The 17,421-nt window shown below is 71.1% G+C and carries 16 protein-coding genes and 1 tRNA gene; 11 read left to right on the top strand and 6 right to left on the bottom strand.

The window, feature by feature from the left end:
* Window position 1: 1 nt before the first annotated feature.
* The 3 genes from QWI33_RS10655 to QWI33_RS10645 all read left to right on the top strand — a co-directional run bounded on the left by QWI33_RS10655 (window position 2) and on the right by QWI33_RS10645 (window position 3,664).
* Entirely contained in the window at window positions 2–1,138 is a 1,137-nt protein-coding gene (locus QWI33_RS10655) for a FecCD family ABC transporter permease (protein WP_289955420.1), read from the top strand.
* Window positions 1,065–2,006 carry an ABC transporter substrate-binding protein gene (locus QWI33_RS10650; RefSeq protein WP_289955417.1) on the top strand — a complete coding sequence of 314 codons (942 nt, stop codon included), beginning with the start codon at window positions 1,065–1,067 and terminating at the stop codon, window positions 2,004–2,006. Before QWI33_RS10655 ends, QWI33_RS10650 begins: the two co-directional genes overlap by 74 nt.
* Window positions 2,007–2,332: 326 nt before the next feature.
* Window positions 2,333–3,664 (top strand): CshA/CshB family fibrillar adhesin-related protein, encoded by a 1,332-nt coding sequence (locus tag QWI33_RS10645; protein WP_289955415.1) that lies wholly within the window; start codon window positions 2,333–2,335, stop codon window positions 3,662–3,664.
* A gap of 138 nt (window positions 3,665–3,802) precedes the next feature.
* On the opposite strand, the gene QWI33_RS10640 is transcribed toward QWI33_RS10645, so the two are convergent.
* Together QWI33_RS10640 and QWI33_RS10635 are read right to left on the bottom strand one after the other, a co-directional pair.
* Window positions 3,803–5,821, bottom strand: coding sequence for an MSCRAMM family protein (locus QWI33_RS10640; protein ID WP_289955642.1), 2,019 nt, complete (start codon window positions 5,819–5,821; stop codon window positions 3,803–3,805).
* Between the two features lie 170 nt (window positions 5,822–5,991).
* Window positions 5,992–6,621, bottom strand: coding sequence for a TetR/AcrR family transcriptional regulator (locus tag QWI33_RS10635; protein ID WP_289955413.1), 630 nt, complete (start codon window positions 6,619–6,621; stop codon window positions 5,992–5,994).
* Between the two features lie 165 nt (window positions 6,622–6,786).
* Here QWI33_RS10635 and QWI33_RS10630 point away from each other — a divergent pair, with 165 nt between their 5' ends.
* A complete protein-coding gene (locus QWI33_RS10630; protein ID WP_289955411.1) occupies window positions 6,787–7,602 on the top strand; it encodes an SDR family NAD(P)-dependent oxidoreductase in 816 nt (271 codons plus the stop codon).
* A 151-nt stretch (window positions 7,603–7,753) separates the two neighbouring features.
* On the opposite strand, the gene QWI33_RS10625 is transcribed toward QWI33_RS10630, so the two are convergent.
* Window positions 7,754–7,826 (bottom strand) — tRNA-Glu (locus QWI33_RS10625).
* A 228-nt stretch (window positions 7,827–8,054) separates the two neighbouring features.
* Window positions 8,055–8,687 carry a hypothetical protein gene (locus QWI33_RS10620; protein ID WP_289955410.1) on the bottom strand — a complete coding sequence of 211 codons (633 nt, stop codon included), beginning with the start codon at window positions 8,685–8,687 and terminating at the stop codon, window positions 8,055–8,057.
* A gap of 339 nt (window positions 8,688–9,026) precedes the next feature.
* On the opposite strand from QWI33_RS10620, the gene eno reads away from it, so the two are divergent.
* The 4 genes from eno (at window position 9,027) to QWI33_RS10600 (ending at window position 12,418) form a co-directional block, all read left to right on the top strand.
* Window positions 9,027–10,307, top strand: a complete 1,281-nt coding sequence (gene eno / locus QWI33_RS10615; RefSeq protein WP_289955408.1) for a phosphopyruvate hydratase — start codon at window positions 9,027–9,029, stop codon at window positions 10,305–10,307.
* A gap of 80 nt (window positions 10,308–10,387) precedes the next feature.
* Complete coding sequence (locus tag QWI33_RS10610; protein ID WP_289955406.1) at window positions 10,388–10,912, top strand: FtsB family cell division protein; 525 nt, start codon at window positions 10,388–10,390, stop codon at window positions 10,910–10,912.
* Window positions 10,913–10,967: 55 nt separating this feature from the next.
* Complete coding sequence (locus QWI33_RS10605; RefSeq protein ID WP_289955405.1) at window positions 10,968–11,501, top strand: DUF501 domain-containing protein; 534 nt, start codon at window positions 10,968–10,970, stop codon at window positions 11,499–11,501.
* A complete protein-coding gene (locus tag QWI33_RS10600) occupies window positions 11,498–12,418 on the top strand; it encodes a Ppx/GppA phosphatase family protein (protein ID WP_289955402.1) in 921 nt (306 codons plus the stop codon). Before QWI33_RS10605 ends, QWI33_RS10600 begins: the two co-directional genes overlap by 4 nt.
* Window positions 12,419–12,626: 208 nt before the next feature.
* Here QWI33_RS10600 and QWI33_RS10595 read toward each other — a convergent pair whose 3' ends face one another.
* Window positions 12,627–13,301 carry a hypothetical protein gene (locus QWI33_RS10595; protein ID WP_289955401.1) on the bottom strand — a complete coding sequence of 225 codons (675 nt, stop codon included), beginning with the start codon at window positions 13,299–13,301 and terminating at the stop codon, window positions 12,627–12,629.
* Between the two features lie 119 nt (window positions 13,302–13,420).
* On the opposite strand from QWI33_RS10595, the gene QWI33_RS10590 reads away from it, so the two are divergent.
* Window positions 13,421–14,113: a TetR/AcrR family transcriptional regulator gene (locus tag QWI33_RS10590; RefSeq protein ID WP_289955399.1), complete on the top strand. Its 693-nt coding sequence runs from the start codon at window positions 13,421–13,423 to the stop codon at window positions 14,111–14,113.
* Between the two features lie 35 nt (window positions 14,114–14,148).
* Here QWI33_RS10590 and QWI33_RS10585 read toward each other — a convergent pair whose 3' ends face one another.
* Entirely contained in the window at window positions 14,149–14,958 is an 810-nt protein-coding gene (locus QWI33_RS10585; protein ID WP_289955398.1) for a PP2C family protein-serine/threonine phosphatase, read from the bottom strand.
* Window positions 14,959–15,205: 247 nt separating this feature from the next.
* On the opposite strand from QWI33_RS10585, the gene QWI33_RS10580 reads away from it, so the two are divergent.
* Complete coding sequence (locus QWI33_RS10580) at window positions 15,206–16,573, top strand: serine/threonine-protein kinase (RefSeq protein WP_289955396.1); 1,368 nt, start codon at window positions 15,206–15,208, stop codon at window positions 16,571–16,573.
* Between the two features lie 252 nt (window positions 16,574–16,825).
* On the top strand, window positions 16,826–17,329 hold the full coding sequence (locus tag QWI33_RS10575; protein ID WP_270115076.1) for a PadR family transcriptional regulator: 504 nt from the start codon (window positions 16,826–16,828) through the stop codon (window positions 17,327–17,329).
* Window positions 17,330–17,421 lie beyond the last annotated feature (92 nt).

Genomic DNA, 17,421 nt, shown 5'->3' with positions numbered 1-17,421 from the left:
CATGAGGCGCCTTGCGAACACCCCCGCCCGAAGCGAAACGGCCGCGCCGCTCCCCGGCCGCACCGTCCTGCGCTCCGGCCCGCTCTCCCTCACCTGGCACCGCCGCAGCGCCGCCGTCTGCGTGCTCCTCCTCATCGCCCTGCTCGCGGCCGTCACCGCCGCACTCTGCCTGGGCGACACCTACATCACCTTCGCGGACACGATCGCCACCCTCACCGGCACCACCGGCTACGACCGCACCGTCGAGGTCCTGCGACTGCCCCGCACCGTCCTCGCCGTCGCCGCCGGGGCCGCCCTCGGCATCGCCGGCGCGCTCATCCAGTCCGTCGCCCGCAACCCCCTCGCCAGCCCCGACATCATCGGCGTCACCGCCGGAGCCGGGCTCGCCGCGACCTTCGCGCTCACCGCCGGGCTCGCCTACGCCCTCCTCGCCCCGGCCGCCCTCGCCGGCGGCCTCGCCGCCGCAGCGCTCGTCCTCCTCACCGCCTCCCGCGGCTCGCTCTCCGCGCCCCGCTTCGTGCTCGCCGGCGTCGCCGTCGCCGTCCTCCTCAAGTCCGGCACGCAGATCCTCCTGCTCTCCGCCGACGCCATCGACGCCCAGCGCGCCCAGATCTGGCTCATCGGCACCCTCGCCGGGCGCGGCTGGACCGAGACGGCCTTCCTCGGCGCCTTCCTCCTCCTCGCCCTCCCCGCACTCGTCTGGGCGCAGCGCGCCCTCGACACCACCGACCTCGACGACCCCACCGCAATCGGCATCGGCGTCCGCGTCACCGGCCGCCGCATCGGCCTCGCCGTCCTCGGCATCGTCCTCGCCTCCGCGGCCGTCTCCCAGGTCGGCGCCGTCGAGTTCGTCGCCCTCGCCGCGCCCCAGGTCGCCCGCCGCCTCGCCCGCACCTCCCGCCCGCCCCTGCTCGCCTCCGCCCTCACCGGCGCCGTACTGCTCGTCCTCGCGGACTGGCTGGGCCGCACCGCATTCGGCGACTACCAGATGCCCGCCGGCGTCCTCACCGCCGCGCTCGGCGGCGTCTACCTCATCTACCTGCTGCTGACGAAGGGAACCCGAAATGAGAAGAAGACTGCTGGCCTTCGGCGCCGCCTCGGCCTGCGCGCTCGCGCTGGCCGCATGCGGGACGTCTGACCCGGCCGCCGAACGCAACGAGGCCGAAGGCGAGACCCGCACCATCGAGCACGCCATGGGCAGCTCCGAGATCCCCGCCGAACCCCAGCGGGTCGTCGTCCTCGACACCGACAAGATCGACACCGCGCTCTCGCTCGGCGTCACCCCGGTCGGCGCGGCCCGCGCCGGAGAGACCGAACTGCCCACCTACCTCGGCGACCTCTCCGGGGTCACCGTCGTCGGCACCACGTCCGAGCCCGACCTGGAGGCGATCGAGGCCCTCGAACCCGACCTCATCCTCGGCTCGAAGTTCCGCCAAGAGGCGTTCTACGACGAGCTGAACGCGATCGCCCCGACCGTGTTCACCGAGCAGGTCGGCGTCACCTGGAAGGAGAACTTCCTCCTCGACGGCGACGCGCTCGGCAAGGGCGAGGAGGCGAAGCAGCTGCTCGACGATTACGAGGCCCGCGCCGCCGAGTTCGGCGCCTCCCTCGGGGACGCGATCAGCACCGAGGTGAGCCTGGTGCGGTTCATGCCCGACCAGATCCGGGTCTACGGCCCGGACTCGTTCTCCGGCATCGTGGTCGGCGACGTCGGCCTGGCCCGGCCCGAGCTGCAGCAGCTGGCCGACGCCGACGACAAGCGCTTCGCCGAGGTCTCTGCCGAGGAGCTCGACACGGTCGGCGGCGACGTGGTCTTCTACTGCGCCTATGGCGCCGACGGCGCGTCGATGCTCGCCGACTACACCGGCGGTGAGCTGTGGCAGTCGATCGCGGCCGTGCAGGGCGGCAAGGCCTACGAGGTCGACGACGAGGTCTGGATGACCGGCATCGGGGTCACCGCCGCCGGCATGATCCTGGACGACCTGGAGCAGTACCTCCAGGCCTGAGCGAACGACCAGGGCGCGTCCCCCTGCGGGGCGCGCCCTTCGCGCTGCCCGATGGGGGCCCATTGCGGCCCAACATCTTTCTGCACGCCTGCGGAGCACCGCGATCAGCGCGGGTGTGCGCGTGTCCGAGCCGAACGCCCGCATCCGGCCTCGCGCACCTGCGCATTCCGGCCCGGGACACCATGCTTGAGCGGCCGCGACGCGGCGCCGAGGTGACGTCCGCCGACCGCCTGGTCCCTTATGCTTACCGGACTGATCGGACAAAAGCGACTTTCGATGCGCGCTCGAATCGGTATCTCCAGTTTCTCCAGCGATCACGCAGGGACATGCACACAGTGAAGACTTTTGCCAGACTGGCGACGGCCGCCGCCGTCGTCGCGGCCGGTGCCCTCGTCGGCGCCCCGGCTGCGGCGCAGACCACCGGATGCGGCTACGGGACGGACGGCGAGTTCGCCAACACGATCTGCTGGATCGACATGAGCGGCTTCGACCAGGCCCAGGCGATGGAGGCGGCCGGGCAGCCGATGTCCATCGAGCTGACCCCCGACTACACGATGACCTTCACCTTCAAGGTCGCCCCCGGTGCCGACGGCTACCGCGTGCTCAAGCCGACGGCGTTCCCCACCTACGGCAAGGCCCCGATCGGCAACACCGTCTACCGGGACACCCCGGGCAAGCCCGCGCTCTACCAGCAGGTGAACGCCGGGACCGGCGCCGCAGGCGACCTCGGCACCCTCACGATCGACGACCTGGTGGTCACCGGCCCTGACGGCGCCGCCGTCGACGGCTACGGCATCGTCATGGCCGACGCCGAGACCACCAACCGCCAAGAGGGCCTGACCTTCTCGTCCGACAAGCCCATCGAGGAGCTGACCCGCGCGACCATGCCCGACGCCCAGCCCGCGTGCGGGCAGGAGCTCTCGGGGATCGGCACCACCTCGGTGACCTGCAAGGGCAACACCGCGGGCGGCCTCCCGGTCGACGAGATCATCCTCTACTCGGTCGCTCCCACCACCGCGACCATCGGCTTCCTCGACCGCACCGCGAACGCCGTGCAGGGCGTCGCGTTCGGCATCCTCACCGCGAAGGTCGGGATGGACAAGACCGTGGTCGACAAGACGGCCGAGTCCGACTCGTTCGCCTTGACCATCGAGGACGAGCACGGCGACCTCATCGGCGAGGGCTCCACCGACGGCGGCGACTCCGGGACCATCGAGTCCCAGACGGTCCTCGCGTCCGTCGGCGGCCGCGACTACACGCTCGCGGAGACCGCCGAAGGGGACACCGACCTCGCCACGTACACGCAGGACTGGACGTGCACCAACAACGGCGCCGACGACCCGTCGCTGCCCTCGGGCGACGGCACGTCGCAGGTCGTGAAGGTGAAGGTGGGCGACGACATCCGCTGCACCGTCACCAACACCGGCACGCCCCCGGGCCCGTCGCCGAGTCCCAGTCCCGGCCCGAGTCAGAGCGGCTCCGACGGCCCGACCGATCCCGGCACCTCTGACGACTCCGGCGACGGGGCGCTCCCGGTGACCGGCGCTTCCGCGATGCTCTACGGCACACTGGCCGCGCTCGCCCTCGCCGCGGCCGTGGTCGGCTGGCTCATGATCCGCCGCGCCCGCCGCGCCGACGACGAGTGGCCGAGCATCTGATCCCTTGAGCGGTAAGGAAAGGGGAGGCCGGGCCTCAAGGCCCGGCCTCCCTCTTCGCTCATGGCTCGGCGCAGCGACCCGGTCTCCCGATTCGCATGCGGATCAGACGGTCGCTCGATCTCCCGTGGCGCTCAAGACTCAGGCCAGCGGCTCGGCATCCTCGCGGCTCCTGGCGCGCACCGCCGCGATCATCACCGCGCCGGCCCCGAGGAGGAACACGGCCGCCGCCACGACCACGATGTACAGGCTCTCGCCGGTGAGCGGCAGGTCGTCGTCATGCGCGGCACCCATCGGAGCGTCGCCGGCCGGGCTCTCGCCGGGACCATCGCCCGGCCCGCTCCCCGCGTCACCGGTCCCGGGACCACCAGGTCCGGGCCCCGGACCCGTCGTCGGCCCGTCCGGCTCGGAAGCGACCAGTGCGAAGTCGGCGACCGCGTCGCCGCAGGTGCCGGTGTTGGCGACGGTCTGCTCCTCCTCGCCGTCCACCTCGTACCCGGCCGGAGCGGTGATCGCCACCGTGTGGCTGCCGGCCTTCAGGTCGCCGACGCTGTACATGCCGTCGTCCCCTGTGGCCGCCTGCTTCGGCGCCTCGCCTTCGGGCGTCACGACGAGGCCGACACCGGCCAGCGGCTCGCCGCCGGGACCGGTCACGGTCCCCACGACCGCGGCGGGCTTGGCGTACGTGAAGTCGATGCCGTCCACATCGGTGCCCGCCAGTTCCACGTTCCGCGTCGTCGCGCCTGCGGCGGAATGCCCCTCGGGCACGTCGACCTCGACCGTGTAATCGCCGGCTGCGAGGCCCGCGAACGCATAGGCGCCCGCCGCGTCGGTCACGGTCGACTCGGTCGATCCGCCGGGCCGGGTGAGCGTCACCGTCACCCCGGGAACGGGTCCGCCGCACGCGACGGCCTCGCCCGCCAGCTTCGGCAGCGCCGAGAGCACGAAGTCCTGGCCGGTGATGGGCGTGGTCTGCCCGGGCGACACGGTGATGTCGCGCCGGCCCGCGCCCTCGTACTCGTACTGCTCGGGCTTGTCGATGGTGATGCTGTGGTCGCCCGCGGCGACCTCGTCGAACAGGTAGTCGCCCTTCGAGTCGGTGACGGTGGTCCTGGTGGTGCCGTCCTCGAGGGCGACCGTCACCGTGACGCCGCCGAGGTGCTCGCCGTCGGTGGTGGAGACGTTGCCGCTGACCGAGGTCGGCACGATGTCCCGCAGCCGGAAGTCGGCCGGGGCCGCGGGGCAGCTGCCGAGGTCCACCTCCTGGCGGCCGGGGCCGTCCGTGATCTTCCCGGGGGGCGCGATGACCTCGACGGTGTAGGTGCCGCCGACCATGTAGTCCGGGAACGAGTAAGAGCCGTCGTCGCCGGTGGAAGTCGCGGCGACCACGTTCCCGGCGCGGTCGACGGCGTTGACCGTCACCCCGGCGGCCGGGGCTCCGGAGTCGGTGACCGACCCGGTGATGTCGCAGCCCAGCGAGGCGAACCAGGTCTGGTAGACCGGGAACCCGGCGCGGCGGGTGAACACGAAGGTGAGCGAGGCGACCGGTGCGGTCGGTTCGAACCAGCCGCTCGCGCCGTCCGTGTCCACCGCCGCGGCGTTGCCGGTCAGCGTCTCGGTCGCGGCGTCCCAGGTCGGCACGTCGGTGCCGTCCCGCGTGCAGGAGGGGCCTCCGGGGGAGGAGGCGCTGCAGTAGTTGAAGGCGCCTTGGAACCCGAGCTCGGCGGCCGTCAGGGCCGACCCGTCCGGGCCTTTGGCGATCACCTTGACCTGGTCGGCGTCGATGTCGCCCAGCGCGAAGGCCCAGCCGCCGGGCGGCACGGGCTCGTTGAAGGCGTACGTCGTGTAGGAGGGCGAGTCGGGCCGGTCGGCCTGGGGCCGCAGGTTGACATAGGGCTGGTGCTTCGAGGTCCCGTACTTCGCGCCGATGTCGGTCCCCGCCGACAGCCAGTTGGACTCGCCGGACATGACCCCGACCCCGCCGCCGCGCGAGTTCGACTCCATCCCGGCGGTGATCGCCGGGCTGGTCGCGAACGTCATGTCGGCGTGGAAGTCCCCGGACTCGCCCGCGAACGGCCCCCACTCGCCCCACGCCCCGCTCGCCTGCGCCCGCGCCGGCCGCTCGAACACCAGCCCGCTCGAGACCAGCGCCAGCAGCACTGCGAGCAACGCAACCGAAACCCTTATGGACACTCGACTCGCGTACATGCAGGCAGCCTAAGGCAAAAACCGCACCATACTGCGTCAACGTTCCATAGTGCCCGAAAAACCGAAACCTGCCCGAACCCGTCCGGCCCGCCGGAAGCGACTGCCTGGCGGCTGCGAGGCGGTCACGGCCGTCGCGGGGGAGTGGCCGGCGCCGGTGCCGTCAAAGGTGCGATGGCGCTCATGGCCTGGTCGAGCAGGTCGCCGAGCGACTGTTCGTTGTCGTCGCCCACCCATCGGGTCATGGCGGCGTCGAGTGCGGCCAGGGCGGCGCCGACGAGGGAGGCCGCGGCGAACTGCCCGAGCTCGCCGCCGTCCTCGGACGGGCGGTGCTGCAGCACGTCGGCGAGGGCGACCCGCCAGAGGGCGTGCTTCTGCAGGTGAGTGGCGTGCAGTGCAGGGGTCTGCAGGATCATGCGGGTGATCAGGAGCGACTGGGGCTGCTCGCTCAGGCCCTGCACGACGCCGTCGAAGGACCGGCGCAGGGCGGGCCAGGGGCGCTCCTCGTCGGGGCGTGCGGCGAGGGCCGCGGCGAGCTGCCGGCCCGTCTCCACGAACCACTGCCCGAACACGTCCTCCTTGCTGGAGAAGTAGCGGTGGAAGCTGCGGCGGGACAGGCCGGTCGCCGCCGCGATCTGCTCCACTGTGGTCGCCTCGAACCCCTGCTCCACGAACAGCTCGAGTGCTGCCTGCGCCAGCTCCGCGCGCACCATGTTGCGCGTGCGCTCGCGCAGTCCCGCTTTCGGCTCCTCCATGACCCCAGGCTACACCGATCGACACGAAGAGTCGCCTCGAGCACACCGGGCCGGACTTGACACAGTGAGACATGTTTGGCGTATAGTGAAGTCACGGCGGCGACGCGGCACCAGGCCCGACGCCGATTCCTCCCGGCCCCCGCCGGGACATCGAAGGGATTTCCAATGACGAAGACATGGCTCATCACGGGCGCTTCCCGAGGCTTCGGCCGCGCCTGGACCACCGCCGCACTCGAGCGCGGCGACCGGGTCGCCGCCACCGCCCGCGACACCGACACCCTCGACGAACTGCGCGACCGCTTCGGCGACGCCCTGCTCCCGATGCGGCTCGACGTCAACGACCGCAGCGCGGACATCGCCGCCGTCCAGGCGGCGCACCGGCACTTCGGCCGCCTCGACGTGGTGGTCAACAACGCGGGCTACGGCCACTTCGGCACCACCGAGGAGGTGACCGAGGACGAGGTCCGCGCGCAGATGGAGACCAACTTCTTCGGTGCACTGTGGATCACCCAGGCCGCGATCCCGCTGCTGCGCGAGCAGGGCGGCGGCCACATCGTCCAGGTCTCCAGCATCGGCGGCGTGACCGCGTTCCCCGGCCTGGGCGTCTACAACGCCTCGAAGTGGGCGCTCGAAGGATTCACCGAGGCGCTGGCCGGGGAGGTGGCCGGGTTCGGCATCAAGACCACCCTGATCGAGCCGTCCGGCTTCGCGACCGACTGGGCCGGCGCGTCCGCGAACCGCTCGGAGCCGAACCCGCTGTACCAGCCGCTGCGGGACGCGATGGCGAGCTGGGGCGACGGCCCGACGCCCACGGCGAAGGACAGTGTCGCGGCGGTGTTCGAGGCCGTCGACGCGGCCGAGCCGCCCACCCGCCTCATCCTGGCGTCCCAGGGCTACGACCTGGTCCTCGCCGTCCACGAGCAGCGGATGGCCACCTGGCGCGACTGGGAGAAGACCGCCCGCTCGGCCGACCCCGAGTGAAACGGCCGAGGTCGCGGACGCACCGCGGGCTCGTGCGAAACCCAGGCCTGGAGCGCGAGGCCGCCTGTCTCTCAGCGCCCCATAGGGCCTGAAAGCACCGAAGCCCCGGCAGAGCCGGGGCTTCGGTGCTGTGTATCTACGTATCTACTTGTACTCCCGAGCGGATTCGAACCGCCGTTTCCGCCTTGAGAGGGCAGCGTCCTAGGCCCCTAGACGACGGGAGCTTGGCCTGTGTTTTCGCGGCTTGCCGCGGCAACGACGACAACTATACATGGATTACCCGGGGGGTCCGCAACCGGGATGCCGCTTGTGATGCGGCCTACCCTTCGGGCCCTTCGCGAGCGAGTGCGGGCCGGGCCGGTGCCGACACCTTTTCAGGTGAACCCCCGTTGCACCGGGCTCCGGCCCGCCGAGCGACTGTAACGCGATCCGCCGCCGGGCGGCGGCCGATCCTACTGGTTGGCGCTCTCGGCCTGACCCGTGATCTCGTCGAGCCAGGCGGCGTCGACGCCGTCGTGGTAGTTCACGAGCTTCGCGGTGTAAGCGGTGTCGCCGACCTTCGCGGAGACACTGGCGATGACGCCCACGGTGGTCACGCAGATCTCGTACGCGCCCACGGGCGAATCCGCCGCGCCCCGCACGTCGACGCAGTCGGCCAGTTCGCCGGCGAGCGTCGTGTCGGAGAACTCGGCCGAGGCCGAGGGGTCGGCGGCGGTCTCGGAGAGCCAGGCGGCCACGGTCTCCTCGGGGGGCAGGATGCCCTCGAGCTCCTGGCTCAGCCACACGCTGAGCTCGGCCGCGTCCTCGCCGGCCCAAAGGCGGGGCCGGTCCTCGACGACGACGGCCGCGGTCCCGGCCTCCGGGTCCACCGCGACCAGCACCGACTCCTCCGAGCCCTCGATGAGGTACTCGGCGGTGTAGGCGGGCTGGTCGCCTTCGACGAGGCGGCCGCCCAGCTCGGTGAGCGCGGCCTGGTCCTCCGACGCCGACTCACCGCCGTTCGCCTGGTCCGAGCAGCCGGCGAGGGCCAGGAGCGCCGCCGCGCTCAATACAGCGCAGCGCCGCAGGGGCTTCTGCAGGATCATGGGGCTCCACTTCCATTGCGCGAGGCGAGGGGGATTGCCGTAGCGCAGCCGGCATCCGGGGGGCGCGCCTAGCACAGGTGTCTGATCTGAGATAGGACTCCACCATATAGCGGTCCGTCCACGCCCCATGTAACACGAGCGCCCGCGTCGCGGGCAACACTAATTCCCGACGCGCGGAACCCGCAGGACGCGCCCTTTTAGCGGCTCGGAGGCATCGCCGACCCGCCTAGGGCGTATCCTCGGGAGCTGTGGCCGACGCAGTGTCGGGTCGGCCGAAATCCTTCGGACACGGCCCGGTAATGGGGCCGGTCGTCAGATTCGGCTATTTCAGGAGTGACAGTGGCTGCAATTGAAGACATCCGGGCACGGGAGATCCTCGACTCCCGCGGCAACCCCACCGTCGAAGTGGAGATCCTGCTCGACGACGACACGCTGCAGCGGGCGGCCGTCCCGTCCGGCGCCTCCACCGGCGCCTTCGAAGCCATCGAGCTGCGCGACGGCGACAAGAACCGCTACCTCGGCAAGGGCGTCGAGAAGGCCGTCGACAACGTCAACGGTCCGATCCGCGAGGCCCTGATCGACATCGAGGCCTCCGAGCAGCGCCTGGTCGACCAGGCCCTCCTCGACGCCGACGGCACCCCCGACAAGTCCAACCTCGGCGCGAACGCCATCCTCGGCGCCTCGCTCGCCGCGGCCAAGGCCGCCGCCGACTCCGCCGAGCTCCCGCTCTACCGCTACCTGGGCGGCCCCAACGCGCACCTGCTCCCGGTGCCGATGATGAACATCCTCAACGGCGGATCCCACGCGGACTCCAACGTCGACGTGCAGGAGTTCATGATCGCCCCGATCGGCGCCCCCACCTTCAAGGAGGCCCTGCGCTGGGGCGCGGAGACCTACCACGCGCTCAAGTCGGTCCTCAAGGAGCGCGGCCTCTCCACCGGCCTGGGCGACGAGGGCGGCTTCGCCCCCAACCTGGAGTCGAACCGCGCCGCGCTCGACCTGATCGCGGTCGCCGTCGAGAAGGCCGGCTACAAGCTCGGCACCGACATCGCCTTCGCGATGGACGTGGCCGCCACCGAGTTCTACACCGACGGCGCCTACCTCTTCGAGGGCCAGAAGAAGACCGGCGAGGAGATGAGCGCCTACTACGAGGAGCTCATCGCCGCCTACCCGTTCGTGTCCATCGAGGACCCGCTCTCCGAGGACGACTGGGCCGGCTGGTCCGCGCTCACCGCCAAGGTCGGCGACCGCCTGCAGATCGTCGGCGACGACCTGTTCGTGACCAACCCCGAGCGCATCCGCCGCGGCATCGACGAGAAGGCCGCAAACGGCCTCCTCGTCAAGGTCAACCAGATCGGCACGCTCACCGAGACCACCGACGCCGTCGAGATGGCCCACCGCGCGGGCTTCGGCTGCATGATGAGCCACCGCTCCGGTGAGACCGAGGACACCACGATCGCCGACCTGGCCGTCGCGATGTCCTGCGGCCAGATCAAGACCGGCGCCCCGGCCCGCTCGGACCGCGTCGCCAAGTACAACCAGCTGCTGCGCATCGAGGAAGACCTCGGCGACGCCGCCCGCTACGCCGGCGCTTCGGCATTCCCGAAGTTCGGAAAGTAAGCGGCACCGCAGTAAGACGACAGGCCCTCGCGCTTCAGCGCGGGGGCCTTCGGCCTTCCCCGATCGACTAGGCTGGGCCCGTGAACGCGAGCCGCCGACCCAGCCATCCGGGAGGACGATCCACCGGACCCGGCCGCACCCGTGCCGCCCGCCGACCCGCCCCCGGGACCGGCCGCGCCGAGGTCAAGCGTGTCCGCTACCGGCCCGGCCGCAAGGTCTCCCGCCGCGCCGCGATCGTCGCCCTCGTCCTCTCCGCACTGGCCCTGGCCTACGCCTACCCGCTCCGCACCTACGTCGAGCAGCGCATCGAGATCAACCGGCTCGAAGCCGAGCAGTCGGCCCAGTCCGAGCACATCGAGGAGCTCGCCGCCGAACGCGTCAAGTGGGACGACCCCGAGTACGTCAAGGCCCAGATCCGCTCCAGCCTCCTCCTCGTCCCGCCCGGTGAGGACCTCGTCATCGTCATCGACGAGGACGACCCCAAGCACACCGGTGGCGCAGACGACGAAGCGACCGAGGACCAGGCCTGGTACGACGAGCTGGCCGATACCTTTGCAGACGCCGACCGAGTCGAACCAGACGAAACAGAGGAACCAGCAGAGTGAAGGCTGTGCAACCGCAGGACGCGCCACTGCAGACGGCACCGAACGGCGGAACGCCGTGAAGCCCGCCGACTGGCCCCAGCAGCCCGAACCCGTCTCCGAGGCCGACGCCGCGGCCGTCCGCAAGCAGCTCGGGCGCCCCATCCGCGGCGCCCACGCCGTCGCGTGGCGCTGCCCCTGCGGCCAGCCCGCCGTGGTCGAGACCGAACCGCGCCTGCCCGACGGCACGCCCTTCCCGACCACGTACTACCTGACCTGCCCGAAGGCCGCCTCGGCCATCGGCCGGCTCGAAGGCGGCGGGGTCATGAAGGACATGAACGCCGCCCTCGGCGACGACCCCGAACTCGCCGCGCAGCACCGCCGCGCGCACGAGGACTACCTGGCCCGCCGCGCCCGGCTCGGCGACGTGCCCGAGATCGCCGGCATCTCCGCCGGGGGACTGCCCGACCGCGTCAAGTGCCTGCACGCCCTCGTCGGCCACGCGCTCGCCGCCGGACCCGGCGTCAGCCCCATGGGCGACCAGGCCATCGAGATGCTCCCCGAATGGTGGCAGCGCAGCAGCTGCGCCACGGGAACCGAGGAGGACGAATGACCCGTCGCGTGGCCGGCATCGACTGCGGCACCAACTCCATCCGCCTCCTCATCGCCGACATCGACGATGCGGGGCGCCTCCACGACGTGGTCCGCCGCATGGAGGTCGTGCGCCTCGGCGAAGGCGTCGACCGCACCGGCCGCCTCTCCGACGCCGCGCTCGAGCGCACCCGCGTCGCGCTGGCCGACTACACCGCCCAGATCCGCGAGCACGGCGTCGAGGCGGTGCGCATGGTCGCGACCTCCGCGAGCCGCGACGCCGCGAACGCCGCCGACTTCAAGGCCATGGTCTCGGCCGAGCTCGGCCAGGACCCCGAGGTCATCACCGGCGACGAGGAGGCCCGCCTCTCCTTCACCGGCGCGGTCGCGACCCTGCCGGTCCATGAAGGACAGCGCCTTCTCATCGACATCGGCGGCGGCTCGACCGAGTTCGTGCGCGGCACCGGATCCGTGGTGGCCGCCGCGATCTCGGTGAACGTCGGCTGTGTGCGGATGACCGAGCGGCACTTGCGGTCCGACCCGCCCCGCGCGGACGAGATCGCCGGAGCCGTCGCCGACATCACCGGCATCGCCGACGGCGCGCTGGCGGTCGCCGACGCGGGCCGCGAGGCGACCGAGCTCGTCGCGGTGGCGGGGACGGCGACCACGATCGCCGCTATCGCCCTGGGGCTCAAGGCCTACGATGCGGACGCGATCGACGGGACGCGGCTCTCGTACGAGCAGGTCGCCCAGGTGACCGCCGATCTGGCCGCCGCGGACCACGAAGCGCGCCTGGCGATCCCGGTGATGCACCCGGGGCGCGCCGACGTCATCGTCGGCGGCGCGCTCGTGCTGCGAACGATCATGGAGCGCAGCGGCATCGACTCGGTGCTCATCAGCGAGCACGACATCCTCGACGGCATCGCCCTGTCGGCGTAGACGAAGCGAGACGACACGGAGGCGGGGGCCGCCCCCGCGGGGGGGGGCCCGCCTCCGTGTTCGTGATGAGCGCTCGCCTTCGGCTGTTGTCGGACCCTAGGGGGAGCATGACATCGGGGGTCCCGGTTCCGGCGAAGCTTGCGAGCCGTCGATTGGCACGTCGTCCGATGTGAAGGCTAGTGCCGGAAACATCCGTCAGGCTCGGCGGTCAGGCCTCCTGGAGTTCCCGCTCCTGCGCCTTCGCCGGGGCCCGCCACAGCTCGGCCGCGAGCCACAGGGAGGCCACCGTCACGAGTGCGCCCCAAGCGATCCGGCCGCTGTGCGGCAGGAAGAACTGCGGGAGCATCGTCACCAGCAGCACCGCGAGCGGCACCGCGCTCCACTTGTTCAGCGTGCCCGAGCGCCACACCGCGACCGCCGCGAGCACCGCGGCGACCGCGATCAGGACGAGGCCGATCAGGAAGACGCCCATGGCGGTCGGGTCGTACCGGAACGCCTCGCCGACCTCGGCCATCGTCGCGTCGCCGTCCTCGACGGCCCGCTGGCCGATCGCCTTGAGGCCGTAGACCTCGGCGCCGTAGTACGAGATCGTCAGGGCCGACCCGATGTACCCGATCGTCGCGGCCGCGAAGGCCGTCTTCTCGTTCCGGGTGCCCTCGAGGTGGCCGCGCAGCGCGCCGTAGCCGAGCGGGAAGAGGATGAGGCCCACGATCGCGGCGATGTGGGCGATCGACCAGCTGGCGCTCGTCCAGGACTCGGCCCCTTCGAGCGTGGTCTGGTCGAGCCGCGGCGCGGCGGCCTCGTAGACGACGAAGAGGACGCCGGCGAGGGCGAACGCCAAGGCGCCCATGCGGGCTCGGGGGTCGGTGGAGGGCTTGGACATGACTGCTCCTTGGGGGTTCAGTGCTCAAAGTTGAGAGCACTGCTCTCTGTTGAGAGCAATGATTGCACACGCGCCGCGACAATGCAAGAGCGGTGCTCTTGTGTCGGTACAATGGGTCGATGAACGCGCCGAGAACCGCCAGAGAGCGCGCACGCGCCGAACTCACTGCCGAGATCCTCGCCGCGGCAAGGCGTCAGCTCGCCGAGGGCGGCGCCGCGATGCTCTCCCTGCGCTCCATCGCGCGCGAGCTCGGCATGGCCTCCTCGGCCGTGTACCGCTACTTCTCCAGCCGCGATGAGCTGCTCACCGCCCTGATAGTGCAGTCCTACAACGAGATCGGCGAAGCCGCTGAGAACGCGGACCTTCCCGGCGCCGCACCGCAGGAGCGCTGGCTCGCCGTCTGGCGCGCGGTGCGGGAGTGGTCCCTGGCCCACCGCCACGAGTACGCGCTCATCTTCGGCACGCCCGTGCCCGGCTACGTCGCACCGCACGTCACCATCGAGGTCGCCGGCCGCATGCCGCTCACCCTCGCGCGGATCGTCGCCGACGCCAGACGGGACGGGAACCTCACGCCCGCAACGGGGCCGGTCTGCCCGGCCGAGGCCATCACCCCGGACATGCTCATGCTCCTGGAGGGCGAGTCGTTCAGCCCCGACGAGGTCGCCCGGCTCATCTTCTGCTGGAACCGGCTCGTCGGCATCATCGGCTACGAACTCCACGGCCACCTCGCCAACGTCACCGCGGACGACGCCCTGTTCTTCGACCACACCGCCCGCACCGAGGGCGCGTACATCGGCCTGCCGTTCCGCTGACGCGGCGCAGGGGCCGAAGGCCGGCGGGTCGGGCCTCAGTTCTTGAGGACCAGCGCCACCACGATCGCCGCGATGACCAGCACAACCCCGAGGGCGGCGACCGCCCACGGCCAGCGCCGCGGCGGCTTGTGCTCGGCGACGTCGCCGACGACGACAGTGACGTTGTCCGGTCCGCCGCCTTCGAGGGCGAGCCGCACGAGTTCGTCCGCGGCCGCCTGGGGGTCGGCGAAGTCGCGGAGGACGTTCTCGATCACGGCGTCGCCGACGACGTCGCTGAGGCCGTCGGAGCACAGCATGTACCGGTCGCCGATCAGTGCCGGGCGGGTCTCGAAGTGCGCGGGGGCGGGATTGGCCTGCAGCACGCGGGTGACGACCGACTTGTACGGGTGGTCCTGGGCTTCGGCGGGGGTGATCGCGCCTTCGTCGACGAGGTGCTGGACGTACGAGTCGTCCACGGTCACCTGCACGAAGTCCTCGCCGCGCACCTGGTACGCCCGCGAGTCTCCGATGTGGACGATGTCGACCGCGCTGTCGCCCAGCCACAGCCCGGTGAGGGTCGTTGCCATGCCCTCGGACTCGGGGTTCTCGGCGACGGCCGCGCGGATGCGGTCGCGGGCGGCCTCGACGACCGCGCCCAGCTCGGCGGTGGCCTCGACGGGGGAGCGGCGGGCGAGCCGTGTCACCTCGGCGATGGTCACGCCGCTGGCGACCTCGCCGGCGGCCGCGCCGCCCACGCCGTCGGCCACCGCGAGGAGCCGGCGCGACGCGAGGTGGGAGTCCTCGTTCAGGTCGCGGACTTTGCCCACGTCGGTCGCGGCGCCGTAGCGCCAACGCAATTCAGTCACAGGCGATCACCACTGATTCCGCACCGGGATTCGGCTGTCTGTTCAAAGCTTGGCCGTTCGAGGGACATGGGCGCAAGTGTAGTGTCCCGCCACTCACAGCACGCGACCGTTGATCCCGGTGCGCCCGCACTCGTCCGTGCTGCGGTGTATCCCCCGTTCGTGCCACCCTGCGACTCCGGTGCTGAGCTGCGACGACACCACCTTTACAGTGGATTCAGCCCGCCTTGCCAGCCCTCGAGGAGCACCCATGCAGACGGTTCTGGCCGACCGGTACGTCCTGGAGCGCGAGATCGCGCGCGGTTCGGTCGGCGTCGTGTGGCGCGGCCTCGACCAGGTCACCGGCGACCTCGTCGCGGTGAAGATCCTCCGTCCGGAGCTGCGCGGCGAGGAGGAGATCTTCGAGAGCTTCCGGGCCGAGGCCGGCATCCTGCGCACCCTCGACCACCCGGGCGTGGTCTCCGTGAAGGACTTCATCGTCACCGACGCGGTGTGCGCGGTCGTGCTCGAGTTCATCGAAGGGCTCGACCTGCGCGAGCACCTGCGCCTCCACGGGCCGCTCTCGGCCGCTGAGGCCGCGCGCCGCTGCGCCGGCGCCGCCGAGACCCTCGCGGCGATCCACCGGGCCGGGTACCGGCACGGGGACGTCAAGCCCGGGAACCTGATGCTGGCCGGGACCGAGAGCCTGAAGTTCATCGACTTCGGGATCGCGCGCGCCGCCGCGTCCAAGACCGCGCCCTCTCACGGCACCCCCGAGTACATCGCTCCCGAGGTCGCCTCGGGCGACTCCGCCAGTCCCGGCGTGGACAACTACGCGCTCGGCCTGGTCCTCTACGAGGCGCTCACCGCCCACAGCGCCTACCGCGGCGGCTCGATCACCGAGGTGGTCGAGCGACACCTGACGCGGATCCCGGTGAAGCCCGCCGCCGTGGACGCCGAGCTGTGGCGGATCGTCGAGATGCTCCTGGCGCTCGACCCGCGCGCCCGCGGCGACCTCGACGCGGTCGCCGCCGACCTGCGCCGCCTCGCCCCGCGCCTGTCGAACCAGCCGACCGCGCCGATCGCGCCGAAGCTCAAGGAGCGGGACGCGACCGCGACCTTCAAGTACGACCCGGTGACGCCTCACGCGCCCGAGATCGAGGCGGGTGCGCTGGGCGCGATGCTCACCGCGACCGAGGGGGGCCCGTCGGACGGGGACGACCGCGGGGGCGCGGTGTACGGCGAGGAATCCGAGAAGCTCGGCCGCGGCTGGCTCATCGGCCTCGCGGCGGCGGGATGCTTCGTCGTGATCGCCGTGATCTGGGCCTTTCTGGTGGTTACCCGCCCTGATCTGCCGGATGAGGACGATGTGGCCGATCCGTCCCAGAGTGCGAGCGAGACCGCGCCCGTCGAGGACGAGTCCTCCGCCGCGTCAACGGAACCGAGCCCGGAGGCGAGCGCCACGCCCAGTGAAGCGCCGACCACTCCTCAAGGGCCGGACGTGGAGAGCGAGTCCCCTGGCCAGAATTCGGATGAAATGTCCGAATCGGAAGACGACGGCGGTGATTCCACTGAGGGCGGTTCCGACGACGACTCGCCCGGATCGGATCTCATCGGATCACCGATGCCCCGCAACTGAAAGCGATCGCGACAGTCGATAATGATCCGTGACCGCCGGGCGACGCCGAGTCATCGCAACCCATGGGGGCGATCGGGATCACATGATTGGAATTCTCGAAACAGGCGTTGCAATCCAGCGAACGACTCCAACCGTTTCACAAGGCTTGCAGCGTAATCCGTGAGCCCATCCAATCAAGTATCGGTAACGGTCTATCGACACATTGGAGCTGTCCACTTGTCATGGCGGCATCCACATGGCATCCTGTCGGGCATGGCAGGAAAAGAACTCAACGCAACCTCAGCAGCATTGCTGGGCTTGCTTCACGAAGGACCGATGACCGGCGGACAACTCATGGCGGAGGCGACCCGTCGCCTCGGTCCGTACTGGACCATGACGCGTTCGCAGGTCTACCGCGAACTCCCGGCGCTGGCCGAAGGCGGACTCGTCCGCGTCGGGAAGCCGGGGCCCCGAGCCTCGGTGCCCTACACGATCAGCGCCAACGGCAAGCGGGCGTTCACCCGCTGGCTCAACGAGCCGGCCCGAATCGGCCAGCTGCGCGACCCCGTCGCGCTGCGCACGGCCTTCCTCGACTACCTCTCCAAGGACACCGCCGAGGAGATGTTCGCCGACGCGACCGAGCAGCACCAGGAGGCCTTGGCAGAGGCCCGCGCCGCTGCGAAGGACTACTCGGACGAGGACCCGAACGCGGCGATCGCGATGGAGTTCGCGATCGGCTACCACCGCTCGGCCCTCAGCTGGCTGAAGAAGCGATAGCGATAGGCACCACACCCGGGTAGCGACCCGGGGTACGACGATCAAGCACGAACGGGACGCGGCCCCAGCGGGGGCTCGCGTCCCGTTTCGTA

The sequence above is a fragment of the Glycomyces tritici genome (assembly GCF_030403505.1).
This window is presented reverse-complemented; position numbering and strand designations above follow the sequence as displayed.

Coding starts and splice junctions, on each gene's coding strand:
- QWI33_RS10645 (WP_289955415.1), top strand. CDS start 2,333: ATGCACACAGTGAAGACTTTTGCCAGACTGGCGACGGCCGCCGCCGTC.
- QWI33_RS10600 (WP_289955402.1), top strand. CDS start 11,498: ATGACCCGTCGCGTGGCCGGCATCGACTGCGGCACCAACTCCATCCGC.
- QWI33_RS10590 (WP_289955399.1), top strand. CDS start 13,421: ATGAACGCGCCGAGAACCGCCAGAGAGCGCGCACGCGCCGAACTCACT.
- QWI33_RS10620 (WP_289955410.1), bottom strand. CDS start 8,687: ATGATCCTGCAGAAGCCCCTGCGGCGCTGCGCTGTATTGAGCGCGGCG.
- QWI33_RS10635 (WP_289955413.1), bottom strand. CDS start 6,621: ATGGAGGAGCCGAAAGCGGGACTGCGCGAGCGCACGCGCAACATGGTG.
- QWI33_RS10650 (WP_289955417.1), top strand. CDS start 1,065: ATGAGAAGAAGACTGCTGGCCTTCGGCGCCGCCTCGGCCTGCGCGCTC.
- QWI33_RS10655 (WP_289955420.1), top strand. CDS start 2: ATGAGGCGCCTTGCGAACACCCCCGCCCGAAGCGAAACGGCCGCGCCG.
- QWI33_RS10580 (WP_289955396.1), top strand. CDS start 15,206: ATGCAGACGGTTCTGGCCGACCGGTACGTCCTGGAGCGCGAGATCGCG.
- QWI33_RS10595 (WP_289955401.1), bottom strand. CDS start 13,301: ATGTCCAAGCCCTCCACCGACCCCCGAGCCCGCATGGGCGCCTTGGCG.
- QWI33_RS10630 (WP_289955411.1), top strand. CDS start 6,787: ATGACGAAGACATGGCTCATCACGGGCGCTTCCCGAGGCTTCGGCCGC.
- QWI33_RS10575 (WP_270115076.1), top strand. CDS start 16,826: ATGGCAGGAAAAGAACTCAACGCAACCTCAGCAGCATTGCTGGGCTTG.